General features: G+C 54.6%; 12 protein-coding genes and 1 tRNA gene. 3 read left to right on the top strand and 10 right to left on the bottom strand.

Annotated elements, in window-relative coordinates:
* Window positions 1-21: 21 nt before the first annotated feature.
* Complete coding sequence (gene infC, locus VN12_RS18400) at window positions 22-513, bottom strand: translation initiation factor IF-3 (RefSeq protein ID WP_256388148.1); 492 nt, start codon at window positions 511-513, stop codon at window positions 22-24.
* Window positions 514-844: 331 nt separating this feature from the next.
* Between infC and VN12_RS18395 the strand changes: the two genes are divergently transcribed.
* Window positions 845-917: transfer RNA gene (locus VN12_RS18395), tRNA-Lys, on the top strand.
* Window positions 918-1490: 573 nt separating this feature from the next.
* Here the strand turns inward: VN12_RS18395 and VN12_RS18390 are convergent.
* The 4 genes from VN12_RS18390 to VN12_RS18375 all read right to left on the bottom strand — a co-directional run bounded on the left by VN12_RS18390 (window position 1491) and on the right by VN12_RS18375 (window position 5227).
* On the bottom strand, window positions 1491-1982 hold the full coding sequence (locus tag VN12_RS18390) for an Hsp20/alpha crystallin family protein (RefSeq protein WP_146678206.1): 492 nt from the start codon (window positions 1980-1982) through the stop codon (window positions 1491-1493).
* 194 nt (window positions 1983-2176) lie between these two features.
* The gene (locus tag VN12_RS18385; RefSeq protein WP_146678205.1) at window positions 2177-2857 is read right to left on the bottom strand and encodes a response regulator transcription factor; all 681 of its coding nucleotides are present in this window, start codon (window positions 2855-2857) and stop codon (window positions 2177-2179) included.
* Complete coding sequence (locus VN12_RS18380) at window positions 2832-4688, bottom strand: PAS domain S-box protein (RefSeq protein WP_146678204.1); 1857 nt, start codon at window positions 4686-4688, stop codon at window positions 2832-2834. The genes VN12_RS18385 and VN12_RS18380 overlap by 26 nt, the downstream gene beginning before the upstream one ends.
* A complete protein-coding gene (locus VN12_RS18375; protein WP_146678203.1) occupies window positions 4625-5227 on the bottom strand; it encodes a PAS domain-containing protein in 603 nt (200 codons plus the stop codon). Before VN12_RS18375 ends, VN12_RS18380 begins: the two co-directional genes overlap by 64 nt.
* A 344-nt stretch (window positions 5228-5571) precedes the next feature.
* Here VN12_RS18375 and VN12_RS18370 point away from each other — a divergent pair, with 344 nt between their 5' ends.
* A complete protein-coding gene (locus tag VN12_RS18370) occupies window positions 5572-5874 on the top strand; it encodes a hypothetical protein (protein WP_146678202.1) in 303 nt (100 codons plus the stop codon).
* Between the two features lie 250 nt (window positions 5875-6124).
* Here the strand turns inward: VN12_RS18370 and VN12_RS18365 are convergent, their stop codons facing one another.
* The 5 genes from VN12_RS18365 to nadA form a co-directional block, all read right to left on the bottom strand.
* On the bottom strand, window positions 6125-7288 hold the full coding sequence (locus VN12_RS18365) for a hypothetical protein (protein ID WP_146678201.1): 1164 nt from the start codon (window positions 7286-7288) through the stop codon (window positions 6125-6127).
* A 71-nt stretch (window positions 7289-7359) separates the two neighbouring features.
* Window positions 7360-7806, bottom strand: a complete 447-nt coding sequence (locus VN12_RS18360) for a hypothetical protein (RefSeq protein ID WP_146678200.1) — start codon at window positions 7804-7806, stop codon at window positions 7360-7362.
* A gap of 217 nt (window positions 7807-8023) precedes the next feature.
* Window positions 8024-11899, bottom strand: a complete 3876-nt coding sequence (locus VN12_RS18355) for a hydantoinase B/oxoprolinase family protein (RefSeq protein WP_146678199.1) — start codon at window positions 11897-11899, stop codon at window positions 8024-8026.
* On the bottom strand, window positions 11899-13137 hold the full coding sequence (gene hemW / locus VN12_RS18350; RefSeq protein WP_146678198.1) for a radical SAM family heme chaperone HemW: 1239 nt from the start codon (window positions 13135-13137) through the stop codon (window positions 11899-11901). Before hemW ends, VN12_RS18355 begins: the two co-directional genes overlap by 1 nt.
* Window positions 13095-14225: a quinolinate synthase NadA gene (nadA, locus tag VN12_RS18345; protein WP_146678197.1), complete on the bottom strand. Its 1131-nt coding sequence runs from the start codon at window positions 14223-14225 to the stop codon at window positions 13095-13097. The genes hemW and nadA overlap by 43 nt, the downstream gene beginning before the upstream one ends.
* Before the next feature lie 175 nt (window positions 14226-14400).
* Between nadA and VN12_RS18340 the strand changes: the two genes are divergently transcribed.
* The gene (locus tag VN12_RS18340) at window positions 14401-14742 is read left to right on the top strand and encodes a FliM/FliN family flagellar motor switch protein (RefSeq protein WP_146678196.1); all 342 of its coding nucleotides are present in this window, start codon (window positions 14401-14403) and stop codon (window positions 14740-14742) included.
* The last annotated feature ends 9 nt before the right edge of the window (window positions 14743-14751 follow it).

The following is a 14751-nucleotide window of genomic DNA, read 5'->3' as shown; positions in this document are numbered from 1 at the left end:
CAAAGTTCCTACCCAAAGTCCCTACTTAGGAGCGACCATCGCAATCATCTTCTTGCCTTGTTGCAACGGTGGTTGCTCGATTTTGGAGTACTCCGCGAGCTCTTGCAGAACGCTCTCCATGACGCGACGACCTTCATCCACGTGCGCCATTTCGCGACCGCGGAAAATAACCGAAACCTGCACCTTGTCTTTGTGCTTTAAGAATCCGATGGCTTGGCGGACCTTGGTTTCCACGTCGTGGTCCCCCGTCTTGGGTCTCAAACGAATTTCTTTGGTCTTCGTTTGGTGGGTCTTCCCCCCCGCTTTCTTGCTCTTCTCGTATTTGTATTTGCCGAAGTCCATGATTCGGCACACGGGTGGCTTCTCGTTGGGAGCCACTTCGACAAGATCCAAACCAGCGTCGCGAGCCCGATTGAGTGCTTCGTCGGTCGGGATCACCCCATACTGGGTGCCGTCGGGACCGATAACCCGCACTGGAGAAATACGGATCTGATTGTTGACTCGCGTTTGAATACGTTCTCTTTCGATTGCAAAAACCCTCGCACCAGGACATGAAAATGGGATCGCAGGATTCCTTGGAGAACCGAGCGACCGGGAAGCCGATGCGGTCTTTTTTGCCGCACCGGCGCAGATTGCCTAAAGTATCTCCAAACATCGTGGCTGCGGTCAACAGAACTTTAGAGATTTTACGAGTTGTTCGGATATTCTGGCCTTTATCTGGACGGCTGGTTTAATCGCAAAGGGCTTGGCGCCTCCCCCTCGTCGAATGCTGCCAAGAGGTCTTGCAAGCCGCCAAAAGCCGGCTAAAACTACGCATCTGCAGCCCAAATTGCAGAGTGCCATTGCCCTTGTAGCTCAGTTGGTAGAGCAGATGACTCTTAATCATCGGGTCCAAGGTTCGAGTCCTTGCGGGGGCACTCCAAACATCTAATCAGGCCGGGATTTCCCGGCCTTTTTCGTTTTTAGGCGGAGTGGTGGGGGTGATAGTAGGTTGTTTCTCGCCAAGGCGCAACGGCGCAGAGGAGTGAGAAAGAGCGGGATGCTTCGCGTCACCTCCCGTTGCGAGCTTTGTGCCGTCGCGAGCAACCTTCTTCTGTCTTTCCGATTTGCGACTCCCCAAAAGTCGGTGCGTGCAAAGCGGTTATTCGCCAAAGTAGGATAAACCGCGGAGAGGCGAGGAGGGGAGGGTGGGGGCGATAGTGGGTTGTTTCTCGCCAAGGCGCAACGGCGCAGAGGAGTGAGAAAGAGCGGGATGCTTCGCGTTACCTCCCGTTGCGAGCTTTGTGCCGTCGCGAGCAACCTTCTTCTGTCTTTCCGATTTGCGACTCCCCAAAAGTCGGTGCGTGCAAAGCGGTTATTCGCCAAAGTAGGATAAACTGCGGAGAGGCGAGGGTGGTGGTGATTGGAGCAGGCTGATTCTCGCAAGGCGCAAAGGGGGCTAGCCAAAGAGCATGCTCCTCCTTCTGTTCCTTTAATCGGAGCGTACGGGACTAGGTCTTCACGACGATGTGCTTCGAAGTCGCCTCGGCTGTCTTAGGCAATCGAATGCTGAGAACACCATTGACGTACCGAGCGTCCACTTTGCTTTCCTGTAGGTGGCACGGGAGCAGGACCGAACGAGAGAATCTCCCAGATCGACGCTCAACTCGATGGTAGGTTTCTCCCGATTCCTCTTTCTCCTCCTTCCGTTCTCCGCTGATGGTAAGCTGGCTTCCATTGACTTGAATGTCGATGTCCTTTGCATCAATTCCAGGAAGGTCCATTCGTAGCAAGATTTCGCCATCCTTCTCGGTCATATCGAGGGGAGGGGCAAATAAAGGAACCCCCACTCCATTGCCTTGATCGGCCCAGAATCGTTCCAGCACATCTTCCAAGTCTTGGAATGGGGCTAACCATCTTCGGTATGGACGAGTTGCCATCTCACCGGTTTTTCGAGTGCACATCATTCCCGCCATTGTATGGATCTCCTCATTGTGAATCATGTTCAAGAAACTGTTCGTGCGATGCGCTATGCATAACGACGTTCTTGATCGCGATTATTTCTGTTCCTTAAGATCCAGCCATCGGGGCGGTCTTGATTCCTCAATAGTGGAAAATACTAATCGGCTTAAGTTGCAAGTCCGGTGCCCGAAGGTAGGAATGGGCGAGCGGACCGCGCTGCGATGATCGACTGCTATTATCCATTTTCAAGAACCCATTGAGCAGCGAACCGATTGAGTTCCGCACCAGTGGAGAGATTCAATTTCGTTTTCAATTTTTCTCGGTACGTGTCGATCGTGTGAACGCTTAAAAAGAGTTTCTCAGCAATGTTGCCCGTGGTGTTGCCATGTCCAATAAGCGTGAGGACTTCCATTTCGCGATTCGACAGCGATTCGAGCGGGGACTTTCCGATAACGGTCATTCCTCCGATGCGGCTTTTCAGGATGCGAGCTGTCATTTCGGGGCTGAGATAGGTTTTTCCATCTAGCACGCGTCGTATGGCTGTGATCAGCGTTTCGCCTGCATTCTGTTTGTTGACATATCCCATCGCACCCACTTGAAGGGAGCGTTCTGCATAAAGCGATTCGTCATACATGGACGATACCAGGATCCTAGTCGTCGGATTGCGTTCCCGTAATCGCTTGATCAAGTCGATACCGCTTCCTGTTTTGAGGGAGATATCCACGATGATGAGATCGGGGGATCGTTCTCGGGCGAGAAACAATGCCGGTTCGACATCGTCCGCTTCTCCGCGGACGGTCAGTCCGGGTTCATGGGAGATTTGGGTTGCGATTCCGTCTCGCATGACCGGGTGATCGTCGACGATCAAAACCCTGGCAGGAGGAGCGGACTCATCTTTCAATACGCTGCTTGTCATTTGCATCATGATTCCTCGGAATTCGACAACAAACCAACGTCCCACCATTTTCGACGGGACAAATAGAAAGGGTGCCTCCAATCAATCCGGCCCGATAACGCATGGTTTTGATCCCCATTCCACTCGCTTGGAGGTTGGTATCGAATCCTTTTCCATCGTCGGCAATTTCAAGGGTGTGTTGGGATTCATCGGTGGTCAGTTTGATAAGGATATGTTCTGGTTGGGAGTGTTTGAGAGCGTTGGTGACCGCTTCTTGAGCAATCCGATACAAATGAGTGGCATCGATGCTGATTGTCTTTCCTGGGGTGTCGCAAGCAAAAGCGCAGTGGATGCCCTCGATTTCGTCCGTCCTGGCTGCCAACTCTCGAAGGGAGTCAACAAGGGCGGTGGGGGTATGCGGCAACGAAACCAATCCCGTCGAGATCTCACGAACTTCGCGGTGAGCTCGGCTGATGCTCGAAAAGATTTTCTCTGCAAGACTTTTGCATGAAGCTGTGAAGGATGTGGGAAGTGCGTCGTGGTGGCGGTCAAGGTAACGCAGGAGTGTTTGCGTAACCAACCCTGCGGCAGCCAATTCTTGTTGTACGCTATCGTGCAAGTCCTGGCGTATCCGCCGCTGTTCTTCATCTGCGATGGCGAGAATGTCATGTTGAAGACTTTTTCGCTCGCTGATATCTCGAATGATCCCTGTGAAGAGGTGAAGGTGGTCCATTTCGCTTACCGCGAGGTCAATGGGAAAGGTGGTGCCATCTTTCCGCTTTGCAATGGCTTCACGACCAGTTCCGATGACGTGCGGCACACCGGTTTGCAAGTATCGCCTTATGTAGGTGTCATGTTGCTCGCTATACGGATCGGGCATAAGAATTTTGACGTTCTTTCCAATCAACTCCTCACGTTGGTATCCAAACATTTTCTCGGTGGCCGCGTTGATACTCGTGATGAAGCCTTGACTGTCAATGCAAACGATCGAGTCGGACGCTGCATCGAGGATCGATTGAAGGCGTTCGTCTCGATCATGCAGGATTGCTTCAGCCTCTTGCCGGTCGATGATGTCGGCTGCCTGCCTAGCTAGAAGATCGAGGAGAGTGAGATTTCGTTCGTCGGGGGTGTGTGGGAGCTGGTAGTAAGTGGTGAAAACGCCGAGGTGCCGTTCGGTTCGACTCGTTAGTGGCGTTGCTACAAGCGAACGAATTCCGGCCTCTCTTTGCTCCTGGATGGCTTCGGGGCTGAAACGGGCAGGGTTCTCCTCGATATCGCTGATGATGACTCGGTTTCCGTGTTGGAGTGCTTCTCGATGCGCGACACCATCGCGGGTGAGCGGATTCCAGAACTCTTTGCAACTTGGGTGGAAACCGCGATGAGCCGCAACGGTGAGTGTACAGGACTTCTCATGAAAGAGCTGGATATTGCCAAAACTAGCGGAGTTGATGGAGATCGCCGCATCGACAATGGCATCGAGAACGGACGCGGCATCTCGGCCTCTCACGAACATTGCCCCGATTCCTTGAAGCTTGGTCATGGCTTGGAGATCGGCAGCAATTCTGCTGTCATCGAGTTTGCGTTTGCTGATGTCTTTCGCCAAAACAACGACTTCGGCCACTCCTTTCGATTGACCATTCAGACGGGCCGCAATTTGGCGAACCCAAACCGGCTCTCCCGCGACTCTTTGAAATTGCAACTCGCACTCATAGGACGAAATGTCTCTCGATTGCAGTTTTCGGAACTGAATCTCATTGGCTTCCCGATCCTCCATGGCGATGAATTCGCTCAAATGGCGGTGAAGCAGCCCTCCTCGGACTGGCCCAGGAGAGCGAGGAAGCTTGGATTGCATCGTTTGATTCGACCAAACTGATCCAGAATCGAAATTCCGATAGGTGTATGTTTGAAGACACTCTGGAACCGCTCTGCATATTCGGAATCCTGTTCGTCAATCGGTCTCTGATTTTCGAGGCCGTCTAGGTAAAGGAAGAGGAGTTTGGGGCCTGCCTCAGGCTGGATCCATCGAGCATTCAGCAAAAAGGTTCGCACTCCGCAATGTGGAATTGGGAGCTTGACCTCCCAGTCGTCCACTTCTGGCTGTTGGGAAAGTCGCTCCTCTAGCAAGTGATGCAGGGAGGGAATGTCCCATTGCAGGCTTCCAAGCTCGAAGATTACTCGGCCGCGGATATCGGGCAAGGTGAGGCGAACGAGACGAAGGAACGATGGATTTGCCATTTGTACCTGGAAGGTCTCATCGAGGATTAGAATAGCCTCGCGAGCCTTGTCGATCATCGCTTCAACTAGATTCGCCTTCAACAGCCAGGGGGTTCCTGGCAAGGCCGGTCCTTCACTTCGCATAGGCCGGTTAATATTGCCACTTTCCTGAGGCATTCGGTATCCCAGACATGAAGGAGAGAAATCGTCGACGGCGCCGTCAAGCGATTTTAACTTCCCTTGCGTCCACCGAGCCGGAACGGGCGAAAGAAAAATTCTTGCAATCGTAGAGTGACACGAGCCTCGTCGTTCGACGGGAGGCCGGGAATGGTGGATTCCGCTATTCCCCGAAGGCACTTGCCGGGATTCGCGGCCTACTAGAACTGCGTGCGCAAACGGAGCCGCGTGAAGCTAAATAGGACCACACGAGAACCGGTGTGCTGCGCCACAAGGTTTCGCTCATCACATGGACGGAGTCTCTCGCCAAGGCGCCACGCTCGCCATGGAGGAAGTAAGAGAGCATGGGCCGCATTGAGAATGCCGCGGCCCTTCCAGATGGCGAGAAAGACTTTCAGGCTGGGGAGAAGGAGTCGCTCGATGAATTTCAGCTTCAAGCGGTTTCACCTTCCAGTACCTATCCTCCAATCACTTTCGATTCCGTCCATGGTCTTCCGATAGTTCATGCGTTGATCGCGATGCAGGAAGCGGTTCAAAGAATGGTCAGTGGCCTCGACGCCCAAGCCAATCTTAACTACCAGCAATCCCAGACTTTCACCGCAGAGATCGCGGAGAGACGCGGAGGGAAGACAGGTGGGTATCGATGAAATCCCAGACCAGATAATCGATGCGGGGAAGAAAATTCCTACTGGGCTCCGCCCTGGGTGGTTCGTTGGACGGGACGTTACCACTCTACGTCACTATTCCCTCTTTCACGGCCACCCCGATATTTGCCTCCTTGACGCGTGGTTCCCACATCAGTTCGCTTTCCACATCGCGTTTTAATTCATAATCCGTTTTCATAATTGACTCCCTCGGTTTGATTGGTTCGCAAAAATACGTTCGACAAGTGGTTGTCTATCCCATTTGGTAGGAAACGGGTGCGAATAGGATCGCGGCCAGTGCAGCTTTTTCGGGCATTTGATCTTCTGAAAGGACCTCTACGGTATGACGATGGCGGAGGGTCTGAACGGCTGCATCATTCGCAAGGTCCTCATCGCCTTGTTGGGGGCTTTCGTGGAGAATCCACTCGCCACCTGGCGCGGGGGGGCAACCGCGTATGGATCGATCGCGATTCACAAAGAGAGTCTCGATATTGCCCTTGGTGGCGCAATGCAGGATCTCAAACGTGTTCGAAATGGCTTTGCCGGACGATGGATGCGCATGGAATTCTGCGACTTTGGCATTCACACTCTGACGGATGTCAGGTTCCACAAGATTCCACGCTCGATCGCGAATCTCATCGTCGCTCCACTGCTTTGGGTTGCCTACGATACCGAGATCCGATAGGTGTGCGTACGTGTTTTTTTCTCTGTAAAGCGGATGCAAATAACCGACTGCAGCCAAGAGGAGTGGCGCCGATTCGCCGCGGAGCACGGAGTGAAGGGCTTGATCGATCTGTCGGAAGAATAGACTTAATTCGTCTTTTGCATCATCGATACCTGTGCCATGCCCTTCGAAAATGGCACCCCATCCGATTCCGGGCTTGGGCCTAGTGTGAAGGGTGAGGGCCTTGTCTCGATCATGATTTTGCATCGCCTCTTTTATATTTGGAGGGAGCCCTTCCACCTTGATTTCTCGAACCGAATGGCGAGTACCTTCTAGCAAACGAACCTGATTCTGGCTGAGAGCTAAGACGAAGTATCGCCGGTCCTCGTGTAGCGACGCGAGAAGTGGAGTAATGAGAAAGAGGTCTCCTACCTCCAAACGCTCTTCGAAAGGCCAAGGCAAACGGTAGGCATTGAGAAAGTCTTTGTTTCCGAAAACTGCGAGACCATCGCTCGTGTGCTTCCAGAATTCTTCATCCCTTCGTAACAATTCGATGGCATCCAATAATCTTCTTGCCTCTGCAGCCTTCATTCCCGTAGCAATTAATTTCTCCTGCGCTTGATGGACGGCATTGCGAAACCGTATGACGTCCATTTGCGATCCCCCGCGATGCGTAGGTATATACAGCGAAATGTTAGGGCCAGGGTGTTTCTCTAGAAGATGTCGCAGCTCTCGTTCTTGAAAAGTGTCCATTGCTTTATTACTCTCCAAAGGGTTGATGTGATTGGATCTCACCACTCTTTTTGTTGTTGAAATTCGAAGCTTCAAACAGGTCCAAACGCTCGGTTGTAGTTTCTTCTAGGAATGATTGAACTCGAACGGAGGCATAGGTTGTCTTCGATTTGCGAGTTCTGATTCACCAGGTAAAGAAAGACCAAGAGCCGCTCCAGGTCGGAGGGCTGGAACGGAGTCCTCAAGATCGATAGGACCATGGGGTGTCGATGGAGTTGCGATTCGGAACGATGATCTAAGAGAAGGAGAACGGGAGTGTCTCGCATTTTGCGGGAATGAAACATCACATCCAGCACGCCATCGGTTCCACCCCATCGCAATCCCGCAGCCACAACCAGTACGTCCGGAATCGATTGCCGCAGTGATTCGAGACACCCTACCCCATCCTGGACTGCCGTTACGTCGTGACCGGAACTGACAAGGAAATGTTCTAAGTATTTCAATTTCGCTGCGCGCTGGTCGGCGAGAATTAACTTCATTGCATGCCTCTTGTTTCGATGGATTGCAGCTATGGCTTGTCGCCGGTCCATACCTCCATGGATGCAGCGATCCGCTCCAATCAATAACCGAAGCCCATTATCGGAGAGGCATCAAAGGCTCCCATCGAGTGTTTGACAATTCGTCGGTGGTGGAATCCATGAAGTCCGAGCGGCGATGAGCGCGGCGCGAGATCGGTTGCTCACCACGGAAAGCCTATCACCCGTCCGAACGAAGTGGTGGGCCGTAGCCGCCGCCGCCGGGGGTTAGGATGCGGATGGAGTCTCCCGCTTCAATGTCGATTTGGGCGTTGCTACCAAGGCGGCTCGACTCCCCGTTCGCACGAATCCACCAATTCTCCCCTGGCTTTCCAGCAGACCCGCCCGCAAGGCCTTGAGGGGGATACTCCCCGCGTCGGCTCGTGACCAAGCAGACGGTCAACGGAACGAGGGCTTGCACCTCCCGCTCGATTCCCTCTCCGCCCGGTTGCTGACCCGCTCCACCGCTTCCACGGCGCACTCGAAAACGAACCAATCGCACCGGATATCGCTTTTCCAAGATCTCGACATCGGTCAGTCTCGTGTTCGTCATATGCGTGTGAACGGCGCTCTCCCCTGCATGCGTCGCGGTCGCCCCCGCCCCTCCTCCGATCGTTTCGTAATAACCAAACGACTGATTTCCAAAGAGAAAGTTATTCATTGTGCCTTGGCTCAAGGCCGCTAAGCCGAGGGCGCCGAGCAAGCAATCGACGACCCGCTGACTGGTCTCGACGTTCCCCCCCGCGACTGCCGGCCAATAGTCTCCTTCCAAGGACGGAAGGAGCTCCCCGTCCGCCGGGCCTCGCAAGCGATCCGGCAGCTCGCGACGAGATGGATTGAGAATTCCGGGAGGGATGAACAAGTCGATGCACCGCATGACTCCCGAGTTCAACGGAAGATCGTCCGCGATCGCACAACGAATCACATAAATCGTCGCGGCCGTGACGATGGCGGGGTTGGCGTTGAGGTTTCCCCGCGACTCGGGACCTGTTCCGGAGAAGTCGATACGTAAACGCCAATGTTGATCCCGGTCTCTCGTCTTCGTAATACTCACGGCGATCGGTGTTCCATCGTCCATCCAATCCAAAAACCGCATCGGTTGCTCCGGCAGGCTAGCAATCCATTGCTCTGTTTTTTGCTGCGAGGCGGCTTGGATATCCTCCATGACGCTTTCCATCATGCGAACGCCATAGCGGCGGGCTAACTCTTGAAGCGCTTCGCATCCGTATTGATTCGCGGCTTGTTGCGCTGCAATGTCGGCCAAATTCTCTTCCACATTTCGGGATGGGTATTCGGCCTCACGGAGCAAGCGTTCAACATCCCCGCTGCGATCTGTCCCGCCGTCGGCGATGCGCATCGGTGGGATGAGAACTCCTTCATGCGCCAAACAGGTCGCGTTGGGAGCCATCGAACCGGGGGCGATACCGCCGATCTCGGCATGGTGGGCTCGGCAAGCGACAAAAAAATCTGGCTCCGCATTTTCTTCATCCCGATTTGCGAATACGGGAGTAATGACGGTTACGTCTGGCAAATGGGAACCACCTCGATACGGATCATTGGTTATAAAGCAGTCGCCGGCTTTCATATCGCGAAACTGATCGCACACAGCTTGAACGGTCGCGCTCATGGCCCCAAGGTGGACAGGGACGTGCGGCGCGTTGGCAATGAGATCACCTGAACGATGGAATACGGCGCAGCTAAAGTCCTTGCGATCCTTGACGTTGACGCTGATCGCTGTTTGTTCGAGAACGGTTCCCATCTGCGTTGCAATCGCGCTCAAGCGTTGCGCAAAGACTTCTCTTTGGACGGGGTCGACGATTCGCTCGGTTCGAGCCTGTGGAATTGCCGAGGACGGAAGGGCGTTCTCAGGGCTGTCGACGGACTGTTTGCGGATAAGGAGCGTTCGATCCCCTAGCACAGTCCCTCTCCAGCCTGGGTCGATACACGTCGTGCTCCCTGAGGAAACAACGATCAGCGGCCCTATATACGTCGCTCCGATCTCCATCTCCTCGCGATCAAGCCATAGGGAGGTGGAGCGAATCCAGGTATTACCCTCCTCCATCGATTGGGGGGCGGGTTCGCGAAGGGGTTTCGAGGCAATCGATGCGTGCATTACCGCGATCTCCACCTCGCGATTGGGGCGATCGTACCCAAATCGCTTGCGATGTTCCTCCCGGAAGAGCTGCTCCAATCGGTGAGGGGACCAATGCTCTGCGGTCCATCGCAAGGCAATGGTTCCTTCGGTTCCTGCAAACCTCGCTTCTATACGAAGTTGGGTAGTCCACTGGTCGCTGGCCCGAAACTCCGGGGCAATCAGCACGCTTTGAATCTTTTCGAACCAACCGGCATCCAGATTCTTAACCAATTGATACACCGGAGTGGATTGTGTTTGTTGTTTGGTTGCCAATCCCATACCAACGGCGCTCAGCAAACCTGCTTGCGGCGGATCCAGGATCGTGGTCATCCCGAGCTGCTCGGCAATTTGGCAAATATGCTGACCCGCGGCGCCCCCAAAGCAAACCAGCGCATGCTCGCGCGGATCGGCTCCTTGTGAGATGGAAATGGTGCGCACCGCGCTCGCCATATGTTCGTTGGCGATGGTTCGAAAGCCTTCGATCAATATCCATTCGCTCATGGGGGACTCAGGACGCGTAGCATTGAGAGATTGGAGAACGTCTTGCAATGCGCGTTGGGCTGCTGGGACATCGAGCGGGAAGGGGAAAGACTCCGGTCGGATCCGCTGGGCGAGGACGTTCAAATCGGTAACCGTCAATGGCCCGCCGCGGCCGTAGCAAGCGGGGCCGGGTTGGGATCCTGCGCTTTGCGGACCGACTCGCAACTGAACGCCATCGAACCAACAGATGCTCCCACCACCTGCGGCCACCGTGTGGATTCGGAGTGTAGGGGTCATCATTCGGACGCCCGCTTTGACGGTTTCGAATTCCAAGTCGAGTTCACCATCGACTCGGCATACATCCGTGCTGGTCCCCCCCATATCCAATCCAACGAGTTGGGGGAACCCAAGCGATTTGCCGAGGGATTGGAGGGCCACCGCACCGCCAGCGGGGCCAGAAAGAACGCTGTCCTTTCCGCGGTACTCGTCCGCCCGCACCAATCCGCCCGCGCTGGTCATGATAAGAAGATCGTCGGCGTCGGCCTGTTGAAATTGCTCGCGAACGCGATGCAAATACGTTTGGATGATCGGAGTGAGGTACGCATCCAGCACGGTCGTTTCTCCTCGCGACACCGCTTTGATCATCGGCGCTACCTCATGGCTCAACACCGTATGGTGAAAGCCGATCTCCTCCGCCAAGCGATAGATGGCCCGCTCGTGCTCCGGTTGCAAATAGGCATGGATGAAACAGACTGCGAGGGTCCGATAGCCTTCGTCGTAAGCTCGCTTCAGCTGCGCGCGGGCCTGCTCCAAGTCCATAGCGATGCTCACGTTTCCCGCGGCATCTAGTCGTTCCTCGATCTCCATCACGCGATCGTAGAGAACGGGTCTCTTGCAAACCGACAATTCAAAGAGAGACGGACGTTCTTGGTAGCCGATGGCCAGTAGATCTGCAAAACCCTTTGTGGTGACAAACAATGTCCGCTCACCTGTTCGGGTCAAAAGTGCGTTGGTGCCTCGAGTGGTTCCCAGCCGAATCGATAGGGGCGGGAGAGACTGCGTGGGAGCGATTCCCAGCAAAAGTCGAGTCGCCAGGATGGGGGCTTCCATACCGCTGCGGATTTCGACGGAATGCGATTGTGGCAGTAGAGGCGGAGAACACGAGAACGTTCCATTGCGGTATTCGGAACAAGTCGATTCACCACATGCGTGTCCCTTCGTGTCAAAGAAGCAAAGCGTTGCACCTAACCAGAACGCATTCGGATCGTCGTTGCGGCCCGATACCGTAAACTTCCCATCGGGATCTCGGTTCGCAATCACGCCTTGCACTACACCGTGGCTCAGCACTTTGATCGATTTGCGCTGTCCATCGGGAAAGCGAACGATGCAGTCAGTAAAGGTGCCGCCGACATCGCACCAAACTTGTATTTTGGCAAGATTCATTACAAGTACTCGCTCCAAAGGCTATCGCTCACCATCAAGCCCATTCGAGTCAGGGCGATACGGTCCTCCACGCGTTGCATCCAGCCTTGGTCGACGTGGCGTTCGATCAAACGATCGATCTCCGCATTCGTTTCCGCGGGCCCTTGGTTTTTCCAAGATTCCCATGGAACTCCACATAACTGTCTCATGCCGAAAACGAAACGTTCTCGAAGTTGCTGGTCCATGTTCAAGTCTTCCGCCTCGTCAACCGGCAGCCTGTTCGATTCCAGCCGTTTGATGTATTCGAGGGTGCTTCGATGATTGACACTTCGGCGATTCCCCACGTAGCGGGCAGCGCCAGGACCGAAAGCCCACCACGGTCGACCTTGCCAGTAGGTTTGGTTGTGCACGCATTGGTCCCCCGGTCGGCAGAAGTTTGAGACTTCGTAATGGACAAATCCCGCGGCCGTGAGTCGGTCGATGGCGTCCTCGTACATGCGCAATTCGCAATCTTCCGAGATGGGAGTGAGTGCTCCCTTTTCACGGAGACTCCAGAATTTGGCTCCTTTCTCGTACGTCAGGCCATAAGTGGAGACATGCCCGACGCCCGCAGCGATCAATGTGTCGAGATCGCTGCACCAGTCATCGATGGATTCGTCGGGAGCACCGAAGATGAGGTCGACGGAAACGCGAGCAAAGTGCTCTTGCGCAATCTCGATTGCATGGAGCAGTTGAGCGGGCGTATGGTCGCGTTCCAGTTGCTGCAGTTTGTGGGATTGAAAGGATTGGCCGCCGATGCTGATGCGATCGATCCCATGCTGAACACAGATCTCGCAGAACGCAGGTGTGATGTCCAGCGGATTGGATTCGATCGAGAACTCCGACGCGGGCGAGACGATGGAGGAAGCGATATCGGTAGCGGGTGCGATCGGTAGCCAAGCCTGCAGAAGCTCAAGCAATCGCGACAGCAATGGCAAGGGGAGGATCGACGGCGTTCCACCTCCTAGGAAAAGGGTTTGGACCGAGCGAGGAACCTGCAACCCCGTTAGCTCTCGCTCGAGAGCCACGAGAAAGCGTTCGTACAAGTCGCTTCGGTTGGCGAGGAGCGAAAAGTTGCAGTAGCCGCACCGGTGGCGGCAAAACGGGATGTGCACATACGCCGCGGTGGGAAGCTCATCCCCTTCCTGCCAGCCCCAAGTCTGAAGCGAGTCGTTCACTACTTCACAGAAAGCATTCTCTCGAGAGCGATCAACGACCATCGCGACACATCCTCTTTGACCTGGATTTCGTTCACGATGGTTCCTGCAACGAGATTCTCAAGGCTCCAGCAAAGGTGTGGTAAATCGATTCGATACATCGTGGCACACATGCAGACCAGCGGTGAGAGGAAGTGGATTTCTTGCTCGGGATGTTCTTTTTTCAGCCGATTGACCAGGTGCAGTTCGGTGCCGATCGCCCATTTGGTGCCTGCGGGGGCCTTGCGAACGGTTTCGATGATCTTGCTTGTAGAGCCGGAGATATCCGCGATGTCGTTCACTTCCTGAGGGCATTCCGGGTGGACGAGGATTTGGATTCCCTCGATCCGTTTGCGGAAGGAATGAACGTGCTCCGCTTGGAACATTTGGTGCACCGAACAATGTCCCTTCCAAAGGATGACGCGGGAGTTTTCGATCGTATCTTTGCTGTTTCCACCCAAGGAATCTTCGTGTGGATTCCAGACCGGCATTTGGTCGTTGGTGATTCCCATTTTGAGGGATGTGTTTCGTCCCAGATGCTGATCCGGAAAAAAGAAGACGCGCTTGCGTCGTTGGAAGGCCCACTCCAGAACCGCTTTCGCATTGCTACTAGTGCAGACAATCCCGCCATGTTTGCCGCAAAACGCTTTCAGACTTGCGGCGCTATTGATGTAGGTGACGGGAGTGAGGTCTTCGGTATCGATGACCTCGCCGAGTTGGTCCCAAGCTGCTTCGACCTGGCGGATGGCCGCCATGTCCGCCATGGAGCAGCCCGCCGCCATGTCGGGTAGTACGACTCGAACGCGGGCGCCTCCCCGTTCGGCAATTTTCTCGGGCCGATTCGCGAGAATATCTGCGGTTTCGGCCATGAAGTGGACACCGCAAAAGACGATCGAGCGGCACTCGGCGCTGTCGGCCGCCAGTTTGCTCAACTGGTACGAGTCACCGGTCAAATCGGCGTGATCGATGACTTCGTCCTGCTGGTAATGGTGCCCCAGAATCAACAAACTGGATCCCAGCGTTTCCTTCGCGGCGCGAATGCGCTCGCTCAGGTGTTCGTTGCTCAGCTCTCGGTAAGGAGCAAAGGGAAGGGGCTCGGTTGCGATCGTCATTATTTATTACAAACCACAGGTAGGGGGGCTGAACCCGCTCGGATCGCTGCTGACGGCGAACTCGAACAAGAGACCAGTATAGGGAACTTTAAAAATTATCGCAGATCCGTTTCAGTTTCCCAGTCGGACAATCCGATAAGCCGAAATCACAGCCCTGCGCATCTAGGCCAAAACTATGTCGACGGATACTCAACAACGGCATTCGACCACCAATCCTGCCAAAGTAGACTTTTGGAAGAGTCTGCTCCGCATCGACGCGAGCGTGGCGGTGACATTGGCCTCGAAAGACCTTCAGGTCGACCGCATTCTCAGTCTCGTCCCGGGAATGATGATCCAGTTCGACAAAGGCTGCGATGCGCCCCTGCTCGTGGAAGTCGACAATCAGAAGATTGCCGAGGGGGAAGTGGTCAAGGTAGGGGATAAGTTCGGTCTTCGCATCACGGAAATTCTGACTAGCGACGAACGCTGGATTCCTTTGGTGAAGGACAAGACAACACCAAAGACTGATGTACACTAGAGGGTCTCG

It is taken from the genome of Pirellula sp. SH-Sr6A, assembly GCF_001610875.1.
Lineage (GTDB): Bacteria > Planctomycetota > Planctomycetia > Pirellulales > Pirellulaceae > JBKCUI01.
This window is presented reverse-complemented; position numbering and strand designations above follow the sequence as displayed.

Coding starts and splice junctions, on each gene's coding strand:
- VN12_RS18360 (WP_146678200.1), bottom strand. CDS start 7,806: ATGAAGTTAATTCTCGCCGACCAGCGCGCAGCGAAATTGAAATACTTA.
- VN12_RS18355 (WP_146678199.1), bottom strand. CDS start 11,899: ATGAATCTTGCCAAAATACAAGTTTGGTGCGATGTCGGCGGCACCTTT.
- VN12_RS18390 (WP_146678206.1), bottom strand. CDS start 1,982: ATGATTCACAATGAGGAGATCCATACAATGGCGGGAATGATGTGCACT.
- VN12_RS18385 (WP_146678205.1), bottom strand. CDS start 2,857: ATGACAAGCAGCGTATTGAAAGATGAGTCCGCTCCTCCTGCCAGGGTT.
- VN12_RS18365 (WP_146678201.1), bottom strand. CDS start 7,288: ATGGACACTTTTCAAGAACGAGAGCTGCGACATCTTCTAGAGAAACAC.
- hemW (WP_146678198.1), bottom strand. CDS start 13,137: ATGGTCGTTGATCGCTCTCGAGAGAATGCTTTCTGTGAAGTAGTGAAC.
- VN12_RS18340 (WP_146678196.1), top strand. CDS start 14,401: ATGTCGACGGATACTCAACAACGGCATTCGACCACCAATCCTGCCAAA.
- VN12_RS18380 (WP_146678204.1), bottom strand. CDS start 4,688: ATGCAATCCAAGCTTCCTCGCTCTCCTGGGCCAGTCCGAGGAGGGCTG.
- VN12_RS18370 (WP_146678202.1), top strand. CDS start 5,572: ATGGGCCGCATTGAGAATGCCGCGGCCCTTCCAGATGGCGAGAAAGAC.
- VN12_RS18375 (WP_146678203.1), bottom strand. CDS start 5,227: ATGCCTCAGGAAAGTGGCAATATTAACCGGCCTATGCGAAGTGAAGGA.
- nadA (WP_146678197.1), bottom strand. CDS start 14,225: ATGACGATCGCAACCGAGCCCCTTCCCTTTGCTCCTTACCGAGAGCTG.